Here is a 15,718-nt window from a genome sequence, read left to right as displayed (position 1 = left end):
GCGAGATACTACAAGAAACAGGCTCGGGCGGGAAGAGTCGTTTGTCTGGTCTTTTGCGGGAAATTATCTGCCCGGGCCGATTTTTGCTTCCTTGAATTTGATACATTTGCGGCTGTAGTCATCGAACTCGGCGCAGGTCCGCAGGACAAAGGCCTCCTGCTGGGGATAAAAGGTGCATTTGCTCTGGTAGTCGCAGGTGTTATTGAACCCATCCCAATGCTGGCATTCTTCCGTGCATTCCAGATCGTTATAGCTGTAGGTGGTTTTTTCAAAGAGGCATTTTTTGCTGAAATCGTCCCAGTACTGACACTCCCGCACCGCCAGGGGTTGACTGAGAGAAGCGGCCCCGCGTCCTTCGCAGATCACGGTAAGGTCCCGGTCGCGGAACACCTCCCCTTTTTTGAGATGCACCTCCCTGGCCAGAAGGGTGGTGGGGAAAGCGACAAGGAAGGCAAGCAAGAGGAGGAGCGGGCGCAGAGGCATAGTCGGATCCTTTGGTCTGAGGCGGCACAAGCGAGGAGCAGAGGGAACAAACCCCCCGGGGTTCCCGTGTGGGGTGATCTTCACCCGTTAGCTAGCCTGAAAAAACATGGTCTGTCAAGGCGGAGATCACGATCCCTCTTTGGTGGGCCGTTTTTTTAACGGCCGAAATAGGCAATCAGCGAGGCCTTGGCCAGGGGGGCGGTCAGCAGGAGAAAGAGGATCGCCAAAGCCACCGGGGAACGGGGGGGCGGTTTCCTCAAATCTTCCTGGGTGGTTTTAGCTTTTTTCGCCAGTGCGCTTATTCCACCACCAGCCGAGCACTGTAAGCAGAAGAGTGCCGAGGCCGCCAAGCAGCCACTTCCAGTATTTGTCGAAGAAAGAATCAATGAGCCACCAGAGCGTCACCTTCACCTCGATGCTCCGATCAAGGGGTTCCGGGATGGTATAGGGGTCGGCAGCGATGCCTTCAGGGGGAATGGCGAGCAGTTGGAGGTGCAGGATATGGGTGCCGGGCCAGGTCGGGGTGATCTCCCAGCTCCAGGTGGTGCGGCCGGCCAGATGGATGATTTGCTGCTCCGGCGAGATGGGGGTGATGGTGAATTTTTCCCCTTTCAGGGTCGCTTTCATGACCGGGCTGACCTGGATGGTGCCGGAGGCGATCCGGTTGGCATCGGCTGGCAACAAGGTGTTCAACTGTTGCGCCAGCTCTTGCGCCAGCGCCTGGTGGCTTGCGGTGGTGTCCACCCAGAGATAGACGGGATACGGTTTGGCAACCTTGATGGGCGAGGGGGTGTTGAAGGTATAGGCGGCATCCTTGAAACTGGCCAGGTAGTCCTTGCAGCGCTCGCTCCAACCGGATTCGGCGCCGCCATTCTTCGCGGCCGGCGGGGTCTCAGGAGGAACCGGTTGCTCCGCGGTGGTGGCGTCGCCTCCAACGGTCATCCCGGCCGTGGAGGTTGCGCTCTTCGGGGCAGAGGCGGGGGGAGGCATCACCGTTTCGGCCGGCACCTTCATGGCGTATTCTTCGTGGGGCTTAAACCTCGGCGGCGGGGGAGTGGTTTCGCTCTCGGCGGGTACGGGTGGCGGTTGCGGTGTGTCATTGCCAGCGGCCGGGACGGTGATTTTTTCGGTCTTTGCCTCTTCCGGGGCCTGGCTTGAGGTGCAGGCGGCAAGCAGCCCGAGTAGCATCACCAGTAAGAGAACGAAAGGTGTCATCTTCATGATCTTCTCTCCTCGTATGGAGTTAGAAAAATATTTTCCCCGGTAACAGCTGGCAACGCGTTATTTTGTCGCCTTTTCTGTTGTGGCGCCGAGAGAGGCGATGCCCATCTGGAAGCTGGAGCTGAAGTCCGAACGGAGAGATTCGCGTTTGGAACGCAGTGTTTCCGGAAATTTGAAAAGGATATGACCGTGATTGCCATAACGATTCTCCCCTCGTTTGGCTTGTGAAGTGCTCTGCTTTGTTAGGTACTTAAAATTCAGGGGTTTGTCAATCGGCAGCAGGAGGAAAGAGGCGCCATTTTCTTCGCCAGGGTAGCAGGAATGCTTCGACAGCTCCCAAGAAACATGTAAACTGTATCTATTCTGTTGCGCCCCGGTTTTTCGCCTCAAGACAAAAGAGAAAAGTGACGAATCGTGCTGATTGATAAGGCTTTCATCCTCGCTGCTATTGTTTTTGCCGGTATGCTCTGTCAGTGGCTCGCCTGGCGGGTAAAGCTGCCCGCCATTCTTTTTCTGCTCTTTGCCGGGATCATTGCCGGGCCGTTTACCGGCTGGCTCAACTCCGACGCCCTGTTCGGCGACCTGCTTTTTCCCTTTATCTCCCTTTCCGTGGCGGTGATCCTTTTCGAGGGCAGCCTCACCCTGCGCTTCCACCAGCTTGCCGGGCTGGGGCAGGTGGTCCGCCGGATGATCACCTTCGGGGTCTTGGTCACCTGGCTGATCACCGCTGCCGCCACCCGGTTGGTCTTTGATTTTCCCTGGCCATTGGCCCTGCTTTTTGGCGCGATCACCTCGGTGACCGGCCCCACCGTGATCGTGCCCATGCTGCGCACGGTGAGGCCCAGCGCGGCAGTGGCCAATATTCTCCGCTGGGAAGGGATTGTCATCGATCCCATCGGCGCGACCCTGGCTGTTTTGGTCTATGAGTTCATCCTCGCCGGCAGCAGCGGCAACGCCCTGGGCCATACCCTGCTCGCCTTTGCCAAACTCATCGGCATCGGCCTTTGTCTCGGCTCTCTGAGCGGCTATCTCTACGGCAATATCTTAAGGCGTCATTGGCTGCCGGAGTTTCTCCACAACGTGGCCACCCTGGGGCTGGTCATCTTCGTCTTTGCCTTGTCCAACACCGTTCAGGAGGAATCCGGTCTGCTCACCGTGACGGTCATGGGGATCTGGCTGGCCAACATGCGGGATGTCTCCCTGGAGGAGATCCTGGATTTCAAGGAGAGCTTGAGCGTTCTCCTCATCACCGTCTTGTTTATCGTCCTGGCTGCGCGTCTTGATTTTCAGCGGTTTTTTCATCTCGGCTGGCAGGTGGCGTTCATCTTCCTCTCCATCCAGTTCCTTTCCCGCCCCTTGAGTGTGATGGTCTCGGCCCTCGGCTCGAAGCTGAGCTGGCCGGAGCGGCATCTTTTGGCCTGGATTGCGCCGCGCGGGATCGTGGCCGCCGCCATCTCGGCCCTTTTTGCCATCAAACTAGAAGCGGCGGGGTACCACGGGGCTGAGTTGCTGGTGCCCCTGACCTTTTCGGTGATCATCGGCACCGTAGTGCTGCAGAGCGGTACCGCCCGATTCATCGCCAAGCGGCTTGGGGTGGCGGAGCCGGACCCCCGGGGATTTTTGCTCATCGGCGCGAATCTGGTGGCGAGAGCCATTGGCAAGGGTTTGCAGCAGGCGGGTTTTCGGGTCTTGCTTGTTGACAGCGACTGGGAGAAGATCAGCGGTGCTAGGCTGGAGGGGTTGGAAACCTATTACGGGGAGCCGGTTTCCGAGCACGCGGATCGTAATCTCGATCTGGTCGGGATCGGCACCCTCCTGGCCCTTTCCCCGCGCGGTTCGCTCAATGCCCTTTCCTGCATGCATTACCGGATGGAGTTGGGTGCCAAGGCTGTTTATGCGATCCAGGCGGCGTCGGATCTGGAGATGAGCAAGGAGCGCCAGACGGCCTCCCGGCGGCATTGGCGGGTTCTTTTCGGCCCGGAGGTTACCTTTTCCAGCCTGGCCAAGGCGCTGAATCATGACGGCTGGAAGATACACTCCACCACCCTCAGTCAGACCTTTGATTTTGCGGCCTATCAGCAGCAATACGGGCAGGGCGCGATTCCGCTTTTTGCGGTGAGTCCCAAGGGGAAGATCGAGGTGTTTACCGTGGAGCAGGTGTTGCATCCGCAGCCGGGCTGGACCATTATCGCCTTGGTGGCGGATGCGGAGGGGAGCAATTCGGTCGGCAATGCTTGAGACGAATTCCGGGGACACATACGAAAGAGGTGCCCCCGGATCCGTGCCAGGATATCATTTTGACGCTTGACAGACCTTGCTGAGATCGCTCCGGTTCAGCGGCAGTGGTATGCCGGGAGCTGAACCGGAGCTTGTCTTGTTTGTGCGGTTACCCGAGATCGAAGCGGTCCAGGTTCATCACCTTGTTCCAGGCCGCAACGAAGTCATGCACGAACTTCTTTGCCGCATCATTCTGGGCATAGACTTCGGCCAGGGCGCGCAGCTGCGAGTTGGCGCCGAAGATCAGGTCCACGCGGCTGCCGGTCCACTTGAGTTTGCCGCTCACCCGATCACGCCCCTCGAAGACGTTTTCCTCTCCCGGGGTTGCCTTCCAGGTCGTGGACATGTCGAGCAGATTCACGAAGAAGTCATTGCTGAGCGTTTCCGGGCTCTTGGTGAAGACGCCGTGTTTTGATTGTCCGAAATTGGCATTCAAAACGCGCATCCCGCCGACGAGAACCGTCATCTCGGGAGCGGTCAGGGTCAGCAGTTGCGCCCGATCAACCAGCAGTTCTTCTGCCGAGACGGCGTATTTGCTTTTGAGATAGTTGCGGAATCCGTCCGCTTTCGGCTCAAGGACACCGAAAGACTCCACGTCGGTTTGCTTTTGCGACGCATCCGTGCGTCCCGGCGTGAAGGGAACGACAACCTTGTGGCCGGCTTTTTTGGCAGCCTGTTCGACCCCGGCGCATCCGCCCAGGACAATCAGGTCGGCAAGCGTTACCTTCTTCTTGCCTGACTGCGCGCTGTTAAACGCCTTTTGGATTTTCTCAAGGGTTTGCAGCACCTTCTTCAATTGGGCCGGCTGGTTGACCTCCCAATCCTTCTGCGGGGCAAGGCGAATGCGCGCCCCGTTGGCACCGCCGCGCTTGTCGGACCCGCGGAAGGTGGAGGCCGACGCCCAGGCGCAAGAGACCAGTTGGGAGATCGACAACCCCGAAGCAAGAATCTTACCCTTGAGGTCCGCGATGTCCTTGGCGGTGATCGGCTTATGCTCGGCAGCGGGTACCGGATCCTGCCAGATCAGTTCCTCCGCCGGGACCTCCGGGCCGAGATAGCGCGAGCGCGGGCCCATGTCGCGGTGGGTCAGCTTGAACCACGCCCGGGCAAAGGCGTCCGCGAACTCCTGAGGGTTGGCCAGGTAGCGCTGCGCGATGGGCGCGTAGATCGGGTCGAACTTCAGCGAGAGATCCGCCGTGGTCATCATCGGCCGGTGCTTCTTGGACGGATCATGCGCGTCGGCCACCATGTCCTCTGCGGCCACGTCCTTGGCCAGCCACTGATGCGCGCCGGCCGGGCTCTTGACCAGTTCATACTCGTACTTGAGCAGCACCTTCAGATAACCCATGTCCCAGGTGGTCGGGTTCGGCTTCCAGGCTCCCTCGATGCCGCTGCTGATCGTATCGCCGCCCTTGCCGCTGCCGAAGCTGCTCTGCCAGCCGAGCCCCTGTTGTTCAAGGGGAGCGCCTTCGGGTTCGGGACCCACCTTAGAGGCAGGGCCGGCGCCGTGGCATTTGCCGAAGGTATGGCCGCCGGCGACCAGGGCGACCGTTTCTTCGTCGTTCATCGCCATGCGGGCGAAGGTTTCGCGCACGTCACGGCCCGAGGCGACCGGATCCGGCGTACCGTTCGGCCCTTCCGGGTTCACGTAGATGAGGCCCATCTGCACGGCGGCAAGTGGGTTTTCGAGGTCCCGATCCCCGGAGTAGCGCTTGTCGCCGAGCCAGGTGTCCTCGCTGCCCCAGTAGATGTCCTCTTCCGGCTCCCAGATGTCCTCGCGACCACCGCCGAAGCCGAAGGTCTTGAATCCCATGGACTCCAGGGCGCAGTTGCCGGTGAGGATCATCAGATCTGCCCAGGAGATCTTGTTGCCGTATTTCTGCTTGATCGGCCACAACAGGCGACGCGCCTTGTCGAGGTTCACATTGTCCGGCCAGCTGTTGAGCGGCGCCAGGCGCTGGTTGCCGGACCCGGCCCCGCCGCGGCCATCGCCCATGCGGTAGGTGCCCGCGCTGTGCCAGGCCATGCGGATGAAGAGCCCCCCGTAATGTCCCCAATCGGCCGGCCACCATTCCTGGGAGTCGGTCATCAGCCTGTAGAGGTCCTTTTTTATGGCCTTCAGGTTGAGCTTCTTGAATTCCTTTGCGTAGGTAAACTCCTCGCCCAGCGGATTGGACTTGGCGGAATGCTGGTGCAGTATATGAAGGTTCAATTGGTTCGGCCACCAATCCCGGTTCGAGGTGCCACCGCCGGCTACTTGTTTGCTGGTTTTGCCCGTTACCGGGCACTTGCTTGGTTCGGTCATAAGATTTCCCCCTTGTATTGTTTGCGCTTACTCACGGTGTTTTTAGTGTATCACTTCCAGTGGGCCAGCTTTTCAATCAGGTGATAGGCTTGGCGCGACAACCCTCTCCGAGGCTCAGCCGACAGGGAATTCTGATATCGGTCATGGGATTGGTGTCGCTGGTGGTTATGATCGTTGTTCGGTTTGCCATGGTGCTCCTCCCTGATGTTGATTTTTAATATCGTATCATAGCTGATTTTTGCAGTGAAGCTGAACCGGACGAAAGCCGGCTTATTTTTCAGATACCTTTTTAATAACATAAACTATCTCAGAATTATTCCTATTTGAAAACCAAAAAAAATGTTTCACTTCGCTCGGCCGCCATTTGCGCACTTTCCGCAAATCCCATGCAGGGTGATATTCTTCTTATCAATCCGGCCCCAGCCGGAGATTTCCTTGGGCAGTTGCACCGCATCAAAGGAATTCCAGTTGAAATCGGTGATGGCCCCGCATTGCCGGCAGATGGCATGGTGGTGGAGATCCATGTCGGCCTCGAAACGGGCCTGGCTTTCCACGGTTTCCACCTTGGTGATGAGGTGGTGTTTTTCAAAGGTAGCCAGGGTCCGGTACACGGTATCAAGGGAGAGGGTGGGCATCCTTTTTTGTAGCCTTTTGTAAAGCGTTTCTGCCGAAGGATGGTCGCAGGCCACGGCAAGCTCGCGAAAGATTTCCAGCCGCTGATGGGTCAGCTTGAGGCCGACCTTGCGACAGGCCTGCTCAAAGGCGCGCAGTTTTTGTTCGAGGTTTGTTTGCGGAAGTTTTTTCGCCATGGGTGCGCCGGGTCCAGGTAGTAATTATTCTTGTTTAGTTTATATTCGTATCGCGACTCTCTGTCAAGGAGATTGTCCGGTGGAAATCTCCGTCATGTCGGGCTTCTGGGCGAAACAAATAGTATGTGTGATATTAGGGCAATACCTTCTTGTGGCTGGGGGGTCGTTTATTTCGCTTTGCGGATCTCCGCGCGGAAGACTAAATTATAAATTAGAGACAAACTGTTTTCAGTAAGGTGAATTGATCCTGCCATCATCGTGCGCGCAACACAGGGAGGCGGAACAATGAAACAGATAATTACCTCGGAAAAAACCAAGATCAAGCTCTGGCTCGACGATATCGATGCCGGCGCCTTTGCCCAGGCGAAAAATCTCGCCAATCTTCCCTTTGTCTTCAAACATGTTGCCGTGATGCCGGATGCCCATCAGGGGTATGGCATGCCCATCGGCGGGGTCATGGCCTCGGAAGAGGTGGTGATCCCCAATGCGGTCGGGGTCGATATCGGTTGCGGCATGTGTGCGGTGCGGACCTCGCTTGCCACCTTGTCCACGGAACAATTGAAGGGGGTCTTGACCGAGATCAGAAGAACCATTCCTTTAGGCTTCAAGCATCATAAAAGGGGGCAGGACCGCAGCCTCATGCCCAAGAGCGCGATCCCCCTCGATGAGTTGACGGTTATTGCCCGGGAATATCAAAGCGCCCTGACCCAACTCGGCACCCTGGGCGGGGGGAACCATTTCATCGAAATCCAGAAGGGCAATGACGGCCATGTCTGGCTGATGGTGCATTCCGGCAGCCGCAATCTCGGCTTTAAGGTGGCCAATTACTACAACCGCTTGGCCATGGAGCTGAACAGGCAATGGGGCTCCAAGATCCCGCCGAACTGGCAGCTGGCTTTTTTGCCCATCAGCAGTGCGGCCGGGCAGATCTATCTGCATGAAATGCGTTTTTGCGTGGAATTCGCCTATGCCAATCGGAAGATGATGATGGAGCGGGTCAAGGAGGCGGTGCTCTCCGTGGTGCAGCCGGTGTTCTTTGAGCCGATGATCAATATTGCCCATAACTATGCGGCCATGGAAGTCCATTTCGGCAAAAATGTCATGGTCCATCGCAAAGGGGCGACCCGGGCCCAGGTTGGCGAGATCGGTATTGTCCCCGGCTCCCAGGGCACGCCCAGCTATATTGTGCGGGGCAAGGGCAACAAGGAAAGTTTTGAGTCCTGCGCCCATGGGGCCGGGCGGAAGATGGGCCGCAAGCAGGCCCAGCGGCAGCTGGATCTGGAGCGGGAGAAGAAGCGTCTGGACGATCAGGGGATTATCCATGCCATCCGTTCCGTCAGCGATCTGGAAGAAGCGGCTGGCGCCTATAAGGACATCGATGCGGTGATCGAAAATCAGTTGGATCTGGTGGAGGTCTTGGTGGAGTTGCGTCCCCTGGCGGTGATCAAAGGGTGAGCGGCCGAGGCTCTACGAAAAGAGGCCAGCCGCTTTTTTTTGCCACTGGCTACGGGGTGTCGCGAAATGATTGTAATGCTGCAAGGACACATTCGAGATCCTTTGTGGTGTGGCTGGCGTTGAGCTGGAAGCGGATTTCTTCGTCCCCCTTGGGAACCACCGGGTAGCAAAGGCCGGTGGCAAGGATGTCGTGGGCAAAGAGGTGGTTCACCAACTGTGTGGTTTTTGCGGTGTCGCGGAGCATGAGGGGGACGATGGGGTGGTCGCCGTTGATGCTCGCATAGTCGAGAGCGGTAAGTCCATCGGTAAAGAATTTCCGTAAGCCCCGCAATTTTTCCAGCAGGAATCCCCCTTCGCTCCCGGTGAGAATATCCAGCGCCTTGCCGGCGGCCGCAGCCTCCGCCGGGGTGATGGGGTTTGAGTAGATATAGAAGGGTGCGGTTTCCCGCAGGTAATCGCGAAAAAGAGCATCCCCCACCATATAACCGCCGTTGACGCCGAAAGCCTTGCCCAGGGTACCGATCAGAATATCCACCCGGCCGCGGGTATATTCCTCGCAACCGCGGCCGCTGGGGCCAAAGACCCCGACCCCGTGCGAGTCGTCGGCCACGGTGATGATCCCCTCGGGAAAGCTGTCTTCCAGCTCGGCGCACAAGCTGCTCAACTCGGCCAGCGGCGCGTGGTCGCCCCGCATGCTGAAGACGCCGTCGGTGACCACGACCACCCTCCTGACCTTGCCCCGGAATTCCGCAAGTTTGACGGTGAGATCCGCCATATCCAGATGGCGGTATATCGCCTTGGCCGCTGGCTTTGCCAAGCGGATAGCGTTGATGATGCAGTTGTGGTTCAAGGCGTCGCTCACCACCAGGGTTTCTTCCGTGATCAGCTGGGGCAGCACCCCCATCACCGTGGCATAGGCGGAGCTCATGAGCATCCCTGCCTCGCGGTCGTGGAACCGGGCCAGTTTTTCTTCCAGTTCCGTATGGGAAAGGCAGGTGCCGCTGATAAAGCGCACCGCCCCCGGGCCTGCGCCGAAACGGCGCGCCGCCTCCTCTGCCGCTCCAATCACCTCCGGATGGAGGGAGAGGCCGAGATAGGAGTTGGAGTTCAGCCGGAGAAACTCCCGGTCACCGTAGCCGACCAGAAGGCAGCGGGGGCCAAAGTCTGCCCGGGCCGGTCTGATGGCGGTGAGCGCCCGTTCGTGGCCCTTGCGGGTCGCTTGTTTGTCCAGGGCGGCGAGCGTGTCGGCAAACTGCGGCCTGATCTTTTCAAGGCTCATTGGCCTCCTCCTTGTTGGTGGAATGGTCGGCTTTCCCGGCTTTCCTTAGCGGAGAGGGCACCAAGCATTTCCCTGGTCATTTCGCGCAGGCCATATCGGGGCCGCCAGTCCCAGTCCGCGCGGGCGGCGCTGTCGTCCAGGCTGTTGGGCCAGGAATCGGCAATGGCCTGGCGAACGGGGTCCGGTTGATAGGAGATGGTAAAGCCCGGGATATGCAGTCCAATTTCCGCCCCCAGCGTTTCCGGGGCAAAGCTCATGGCTGTGAGGTTGTAGGCGTTGCGATGGTGCAGCCTTGCCGGTTCGGCTTCCATGATCTCCATGGCCGCCCGGATGGCGTCGGGCATGTACATCATATCCAACCGGGTGCCCTGTTGCAGGAAGCAGGTGTATTGTTTTTGGCTCAGGGCGGCGGCAAAGATCTCCACCGCATAATCGGTGGTGCCGCCGCCGGGCTGGGTCTTGTGGGAGATGAGGCCGGGAAAGCGGATGCCCCGGGTGTCCAAGCCATAGCGGTGGTGATAATAGTCGCAGAGGAGCTCGCCGCTTACCTTGGTCACTCCGTACATGGTGTTGGGCCGCTGGATGGTCACCTGCGGGGTATGGTCGCGGGGGGTTGAGGGGCCGAAGGCGCCGATGGAGCTGGGGTGAAAGACTCCGCAATGGGCGAGGCGGGCCACCTCCAGCACATTGAGCAGGCCGCCCATGTTGATCTCCCAGGCGAGCTGGGGATCTGCCTCGGCCGTGGCGGAGAGCAGGGCGGCCAGGTGGTAGATGGTGTCGATCCGTTCCCGCTCGACCAGCTCGGCAAGTGCGTTGCGCTCGCGGATGTCCAAGGCGGCATAGGGGCCATTCTCGCGCAATTCCGACGCCGGGTTTTTTTTGTGCCCCACCGCGATAACATTGGCTGCGCCGTAGCGGGCGCGCAGGGCCGGGACGAGTTCCGAACCGATCTGGCCGGTTGCGCCGGTGACAAGAATGCGGTGCATGGTGTTTTTATCCTTTGCTTTCATCGCAGTTAAAATCCCATTGGCACGCAGCCGAGCACCGGAGAGGCTGCCGAAAAAGGAGTTTGCACTGTTTGAGGTCCCCGAATGGGCATAAACTCCGCGAGTTTGCAAACCTCCCGGCAGTATCGAGGAGTCCCCGCAGGGCATAAACTCCGGGCATCCCGCCAGCGGCGGGACAGCAGTGTGACTTGATCACGCGGCGAGGGACACAGGAGACAGCGTATTTCTCTGGCTCCCGAAGCTGCTTGGTAATCAGATTTGTTTACGGAGTCTTCAGGCTTACTTCCCGTGTGTCACGAACATATTTTTTACAAGTCTGTCCTACTTGGCGCCCCTTTTCTTCTGCATAATCTTTTCCAGCTCCCCGCCATCCACAATCTCCTGGCGGATCAGGATATTGGCCAGGGTCTCTATCTGTTGCCAGTTTGCCTCAATCATTTCCCCTGCCTTGCGCGTGGCCTTGTCGATCCAGAGGCGGACCTGGCGTTCCACCACCTCCCGGAAGAGCTGTTTGTTCACGTTGCGGCTTAAGGTGTCGGTGTGGACAAAGCCCAGCTCCTCGTCCATGCCCAGGTTGGCGATGGCGGTGTAGGCCTGGTGTGTCGCTTCTTCCAGATCGCTGGCTGCGCCGGTGTCCATGCCCTTGGCGCCGAATTTTTTCATGCTTGCCATTCTTCCCGCCATGAGCACGCAGATGTTGTTGAACACCTCCTCTTTCGAGAGGTTGCTGGGGAAATCCTCGAAGCTGTAGGAGATGAAGCCCAGAACCCGCAAGCGCGGGGCAATGGTCACCTGCTCGATTTTGGTATTGGGGAGCAGCAGGTAGGAGAGGACCGCATGTCCGGCTTCGTGGAAAGCGGTCATGCGCAGGTCTTCCTCCAGGTTGCGGATATGGGTTTTTTCGAGCTTGGAGCCGTACTTGATGATGTTGATCTGCTCGATGAGGATCTCCTCGCTGATGCATTTCAAGCCGTGGCGGATGGCGTGGAGGGAGGCCTCCTTGCCGATGCGCTGCAATTCGTAGCCGTTCATCCCCGAGATGTAGCGCACCACCTTGTCCACGTCGATCTTGCCGTTATTGGGCTTTTTCAGAATCTGCTCGACGAAGAAGCGTCGAGCCTCCCGGTCCAGTTCCGGCGCCTCGACAAAGGTGTCGATGCGGTCCGGTTCGATGAGCAGCGGCGGCACCTCCTCCCGGCTCACCGCCGTGACCACGGTGAACACCGACTCCTCCGGCTCGTCGGAAAGGGCGTCAATTTCAAGGGCGATCTGGTCGGCAGGCACCCCGGTCAGCATCCCCTCCATCAAGCCCTTGACGTCGATGCCGTCGAGAAAAACGATGCTGGGCGCATATTCCCGCGCCTTGAGATAGACCAAGCGGATGTATTCGGAATCAAAGAGCTCGGTGCGGGAGACATAGATGTAGGGCCGGCCGGCCTCCCGGGCAAAGGCTTTGCCCAGCAAGGTTTTTCCTACGCCAGGAGGACCATAGAGCAGCATGCCCTTGGGCATACTGATGGAAAATTTCTTTACCAGTTCGGGTTTTTTCAGGGTGTTGATGATCTGCTTCAGGGTCGTTTTGGTCTGGCGATTGCCGGCGATGTTCTCAAAACCGATCTCGGAAAACTCAATGGCCGGCCGCTCGCTGCGCAACAGCCCCTTGCCCATGGGCAGCGAACGGGGTTCCGCCTTGGCCAGGCTGAAGATGAGGGTTTCCCCCCGCAGGTATTCCTTCCAGGTCAGCTCCACGGTCTGATTATTTTTGTAGATGAGGGGCAGGAGCTGGTCGCCTGCCTCCGTGAGCTTGTGAAGCGAGGCTTCTGCCTTCTTGGTGAGTTTGAAGATGATTTTGCTCGGGGAGCTCGGCAATTGCCGCAGAGTGCGAGTGATCTTGAAGAGCACCTCGTCGGGCAGCTTCTGTTTTACCTTTTTTGCCGTGATCGCCGGGCCCAGGGAGAGGACCAGGAGGGTGACCAGCCCCTTGAGCTCGGGGAATTCAAGGGTAATTCCTTTTTGCCGGAAATATTCGCCCACCTGCGCCAGGGAATCCGTGCCGATGCGGACCATGGCGTTCATGCCCAGCCGGTTGAAAAGGATGATGTAGTTTTGGGCCAGGGTGGTGAGAAGCTTGGGCGCGATCGCCTCTTGGATCACATCGCCCGCCACCTTCTTTTCCTTGGCCATGGCCTCCATGATCAGGCTTTGGGCCCGGGTTTTGTTGCGCCGGAAGGTGGAGAGGAATTCCTTGCCCTGGTAAAGGGTGCTGCCCAGGGTGGAGGTGAAGATCACGATCACCTCCCGGCAGTTGATGCCGTTGTCCGGCTCCTCTTTGGTAATCAGCTCGAGCAGCGCCATCTGCAACTGGTTGCTTGCCATTTCAATGGACTCAAAGAGGATGATGGCCCGGGGGGTGGCGCGGAGAAAGCGGATCAGTTCGCCTTCCTGGATTTCCTCGCCGATCACCTGGGGGGCGAGGAGCTGGTCCGCGCTTTCCGGGTCGCTGTACCGTTCCAGATCAAAACGTTTGAAGCCGTCATACTCCTTGAGCATGCGGCAGAGAACCCGGGCCAGATAGATCTTGCCCACACCCGGCGGGCCGAGAAAGGTGAAGATCGCCTTGGGCGGCGCCTCCTTGGGTGGGCGGAAGGCCAGGTGAATGAAGGCGTCCACCACCTCGTCGATGGCGTCGTCCTGGTCGAGGACGATCTTTTTCAGCTCCTTGCGGAGGGTTTCAAACTGCTTGAGTTGGTTTTTGGGCGGCTGGGAAGGTAGCAAGAGTTTTCTCCCTCAAGGGTTTGCAGGCAGTTTTTTCGTGCCGCCTCCCTACAGGGCAGGTTCGGCGGGAAAAAAACGAATGCTCTCTTTACTCTAGGGAAAAATGAGGGGGTGCGTCAACTGGTTCTGTAGGGTTTTGTTGTCGGGCGGAAAAAGAAGGGGGATAGGGGGATGTTTTTTTATTTGCCAGGCACCAGATCGATGATGGTCACCTCCGGCGGCGCCAGGAAGCGAATGGGCGGGCCCCAGGTACCGGTGCCTCGGCTCAGATAGAGAAGGCCGCTGTTCAACTGAGTGACCCGGCCGCCCCGTTGCGGATAAAAAAACCAGGTGAGGAGGTTGAAGGGGAATATCTGCCCCTTATGGGTGTGACCGGAAAGCTGAAGATCAAACAGCCCCAGGCTTTCCGGCGCGATATCCGGCCGATGTTTCAGCAGGACGGTAAAGTTTTCCTTGGGCATGGCAGCAAGAAGCTCGTGCTCCGACGCAGCATGCTCCTTGCCGATTGATTTGACTGCAGGGTCATCCACTCCGACAAAATTGATGGTGCCGATGACCATCCCCTGATGGCGCAGCATGGTAAAGCCTGCTGCTTTCGTAAAAGCCAGGGCATCCTGCAGCCCGGCGTAGAATTCGTGGTTGCCGGTAATGGCGAATTTGCCCAGGCGCGGTTTGACCGCCCCCAGCAGAGACGTTTCCGTGGTGAGGTGGTTGAGCTGTCCGTCGACCAGATCGCCGGTGGCGACCAGGATATCGGGCCGTGCCTCTTCCATGCGGGCGATAATCCTTTTGAGCCGAGCCTCCCGGATAATGAGCCCCAGATGCACATCCGAGATCTGAGCAATTCGAATCCTGCCGGTGCTGGCGCTAATTTTTGGGCTGACGATCTCGAGGTGTTCAAGCCGGATATCCCCGGCTTCAAAGAGCCCATAGCTGTAAAGGGCAAATACCAATATGGCCTGGAGCGCAAGAACCTGGCGCGGCGAAATCGGTGTCTGGCAAAGTTTTCTTTTTAGCATCTTTTCCCCAGCCTGAATGGCAAGGGTGATCAGATCAAGGGCGGCGGCAAGGCTGATGAAGAGGAAAAGCAATCCCATCCAGCTGAAGCTGGCATAGGCCCAAAAGCGGGCGCCTGTCTCAATCCCAGCCCTTTCGGCCAGCCGGACCATAATCGGAGCCGCGATCATGGTCGCCATGAACAGGGAGATGCAGAGAGTGGCTATTCTGCCAAGGGGAAAGGCTTTTTTGATCTTGCGGAAGGCATAGTAGTGGACGAGGGGATAGATCGAGAGATACACAAGCAGGAAGCGGATCATTGGTTTGCTCCCGGGTTGATGTACGCAAGGTGGGGCCAGGATAGGTGCATTGTAACCGGAGAGAAAAAAGGGGCAAGAGGGAATAGCTTCAAAAGTCGATCAACTGAAACAGGGTGAGCGTGGCCTTGCCCTTGGTGCCTGGGGCATTGAGCAGATGCCAGGCCGTGTATTGCTCGGCATAGAGGGTGGCTGAGGTCATGCCGTCGAGGGGCACCACTACCTGCAGGCCGCGCAGAGCAGCGCCGGTGGCGGTGTGCAATACAGCGCCTTCCGCGGCAGTGCCGACGATGACCACGGTTTTGATCGCTTGGTCGCGGAGAATCTTTTCCAGTTCCGTATTGTGGAATTTGTCCACGCCGGATTGGACGATGGGCGTATCGCCCAGCGGCAGCACCCCGGGCAGGATGGTCTGCGGGGTTCCCTTGGTGGTAAGGCTGTAGACCACTTTCATGCCCTTGCTCCTTGCCTGATCAAGAAAACCCTTGATCCGCGCCACCGAATCCGGGCAGCGGGGCCGACGCTCACTGTTGCAGGTCCATTCTTCGATGTCGAGAATCAGCAAGGCGCTGCTTTCCGGGGCGAGGTGTACCGGCTGGATTGGTACCGGCGGCGGGGGGGTGATCTCGGTCCAGACATCCAGGAGATTTTTTTCACCTGCCATGGAGGGGGCGGGGCAAAAGAGGAAGGAGAGGATGAGCGCGAGAAGAACTCGTGCGGTCAGTGGAAATCTTTGCAGGACGGGGATATTGACTCGCATGCTGGCGTGCATCTTTTTCTTCTAGGGGGACAAC

The 15,718-nt window shown here is 58.5% G+C and carries 11 protein-coding genes; 2 read left to right on the top strand and 9 right to left on the bottom strand.

Annotated elements, in window-relative coordinates; genetic code table 11:
- Window positions 1-63 precede the first annotated feature (63 nt).
- Window positions 64-483, bottom strand: a complete 420-nt coding sequence (locus OLX77_RS12905) for a hypothetical protein (RefSeq protein ID WP_307634022.1) — start codon at window positions 481-483, stop codon at window positions 64-66.
- 276 nt (window positions 484-759) lie between these two features.
- A complete protein-coding gene (locus tag OLX77_RS12900; protein WP_307634021.1) occupies window positions 760-1,704 on the bottom strand; it encodes a hypothetical protein in 945 nt (314 codons plus the stop codon).
- A gap of 462 nt (window positions 1,705-2,166) precedes the next feature.
- Between OLX77_RS12900 and OLX77_RS12895 the strand changes: the two genes are divergently transcribed.
- Window positions 2,167-3,942: a cation:proton antiporter gene (locus OLX77_RS12895; RefSeq protein ID WP_371877514.1), complete on the top strand. Its 1,776-nt coding sequence runs from the start codon at window positions 2,167-2,169 to the stop codon at window positions 3,940-3,942.
- Between the two features lie 148 nt (window positions 3,943-4,090).
- Here OLX77_RS12895 and katG read toward each other — a convergent pair whose 3' ends face one another.
- On the bottom strand, window positions 4,091-6,286 hold the full coding sequence (gene katG, locus OLX77_RS12890; RefSeq protein WP_307634019.1) for a catalase/peroxidase HPI: 2,196 nt from the start codon (window positions 6,284-6,286) through the stop codon (window positions 4,091-4,093).
- Between the two features lie 344 nt (window positions 6,287-6,630).
- Complete coding sequence (locus OLX77_RS12885; RefSeq protein ID WP_307634018.1) at window positions 6,631-7,095, bottom strand: Fur family transcriptional regulator; 465 nt, start codon at window positions 7,093-7,095, stop codon at window positions 6,631-6,633.
- A 285-nt stretch (window positions 7,096-7,380) separates the two neighbouring features.
- Between OLX77_RS12885 and OLX77_RS12880 the strand changes: the two genes are divergently transcribed.
- Window positions 7,381-8,550: an RtcB family protein gene (locus tag OLX77_RS12880; protein ID WP_307634017.1), complete on the top strand. Its 1,170-nt coding sequence runs from the start codon at window positions 7,381-7,383 to the stop codon at window positions 8,548-8,550.
- Window positions 8,551-8,599: 49 nt separating this feature from the next.
- Here OLX77_RS12880 and OLX77_RS12875 read toward each other — a convergent pair whose 3' ends face one another.
- The 5 genes from OLX77_RS12875 to OLX77_RS12855 all read right to left on the bottom strand — a co-directional run bounded on the left by OLX77_RS12875 (window position 8,600) and on the right by OLX77_RS12855 (window position 15,696).
- Window positions 8,600-9,829 (bottom strand): aminotransferase class I/II-fold pyridoxal phosphate-dependent enzyme, encoded by a 1,230-nt coding sequence (locus OLX77_RS12875; protein WP_307634016.1) that lies wholly within the window; start codon window positions 9,827-9,829, stop codon window positions 8,600-8,602.
- Window positions 9,826-10,815 carry an L-threonine 3-dehydrogenase gene (locus OLX77_RS12870; protein ID WP_371877513.1) on the bottom strand — a complete coding sequence of 330 codons (990 nt, stop codon included), beginning with the start codon at window positions 10,813-10,815 and terminating at the stop codon, window positions 9,826-9,828. The genes OLX77_RS12875 and OLX77_RS12870 overlap by 4 nt, the downstream gene beginning before the upstream one ends.
- A gap of 342 nt (window positions 10,816-11,157) precedes the next feature.
- Entirely contained in the window at window positions 11,158-13,611 is a 2,454-nt protein-coding gene (locus OLX77_RS12865) for an AAA family ATPase (protein ID WP_307634014.1), read from the bottom strand.
- 179 nt (window positions 13,612-13,790) lie between these two features.
- Window positions 13,791-14,927 (bottom strand): metallophosphoesterase, encoded by a 1,137-nt coding sequence (locus tag OLX77_RS12860; RefSeq protein WP_307634013.1) that lies wholly within the window; start codon window positions 14,925-14,927, stop codon window positions 13,791-13,793.
- An 88-nt stretch (window positions 14,928-15,015) separates the two neighbouring features.
- Window positions 15,016-15,696, bottom strand: coding sequence for an isochorismatase family protein (locus OLX77_RS12855; protein ID WP_307634012.1), 681 nt, complete (start codon window positions 15,694-15,696; stop codon window positions 15,016-15,018).
- Window positions 15,697-15,718: the final 22 nt, after the last annotated feature.

Origin of the sequence: Thiovibrio frasassiensis, from assembly GCF_029607905.1 — a bacterium.
Taxonomy (GTDB): Bacteria; Desulfobacterota; Desulfobulbia; order Desulfobulbales; family Desulfurivibrionaceae; genus Thiovibrio; species Thiovibrio frasassiensis.
This window is presented reverse-complemented; position numbering and strand designations above follow the sequence as displayed.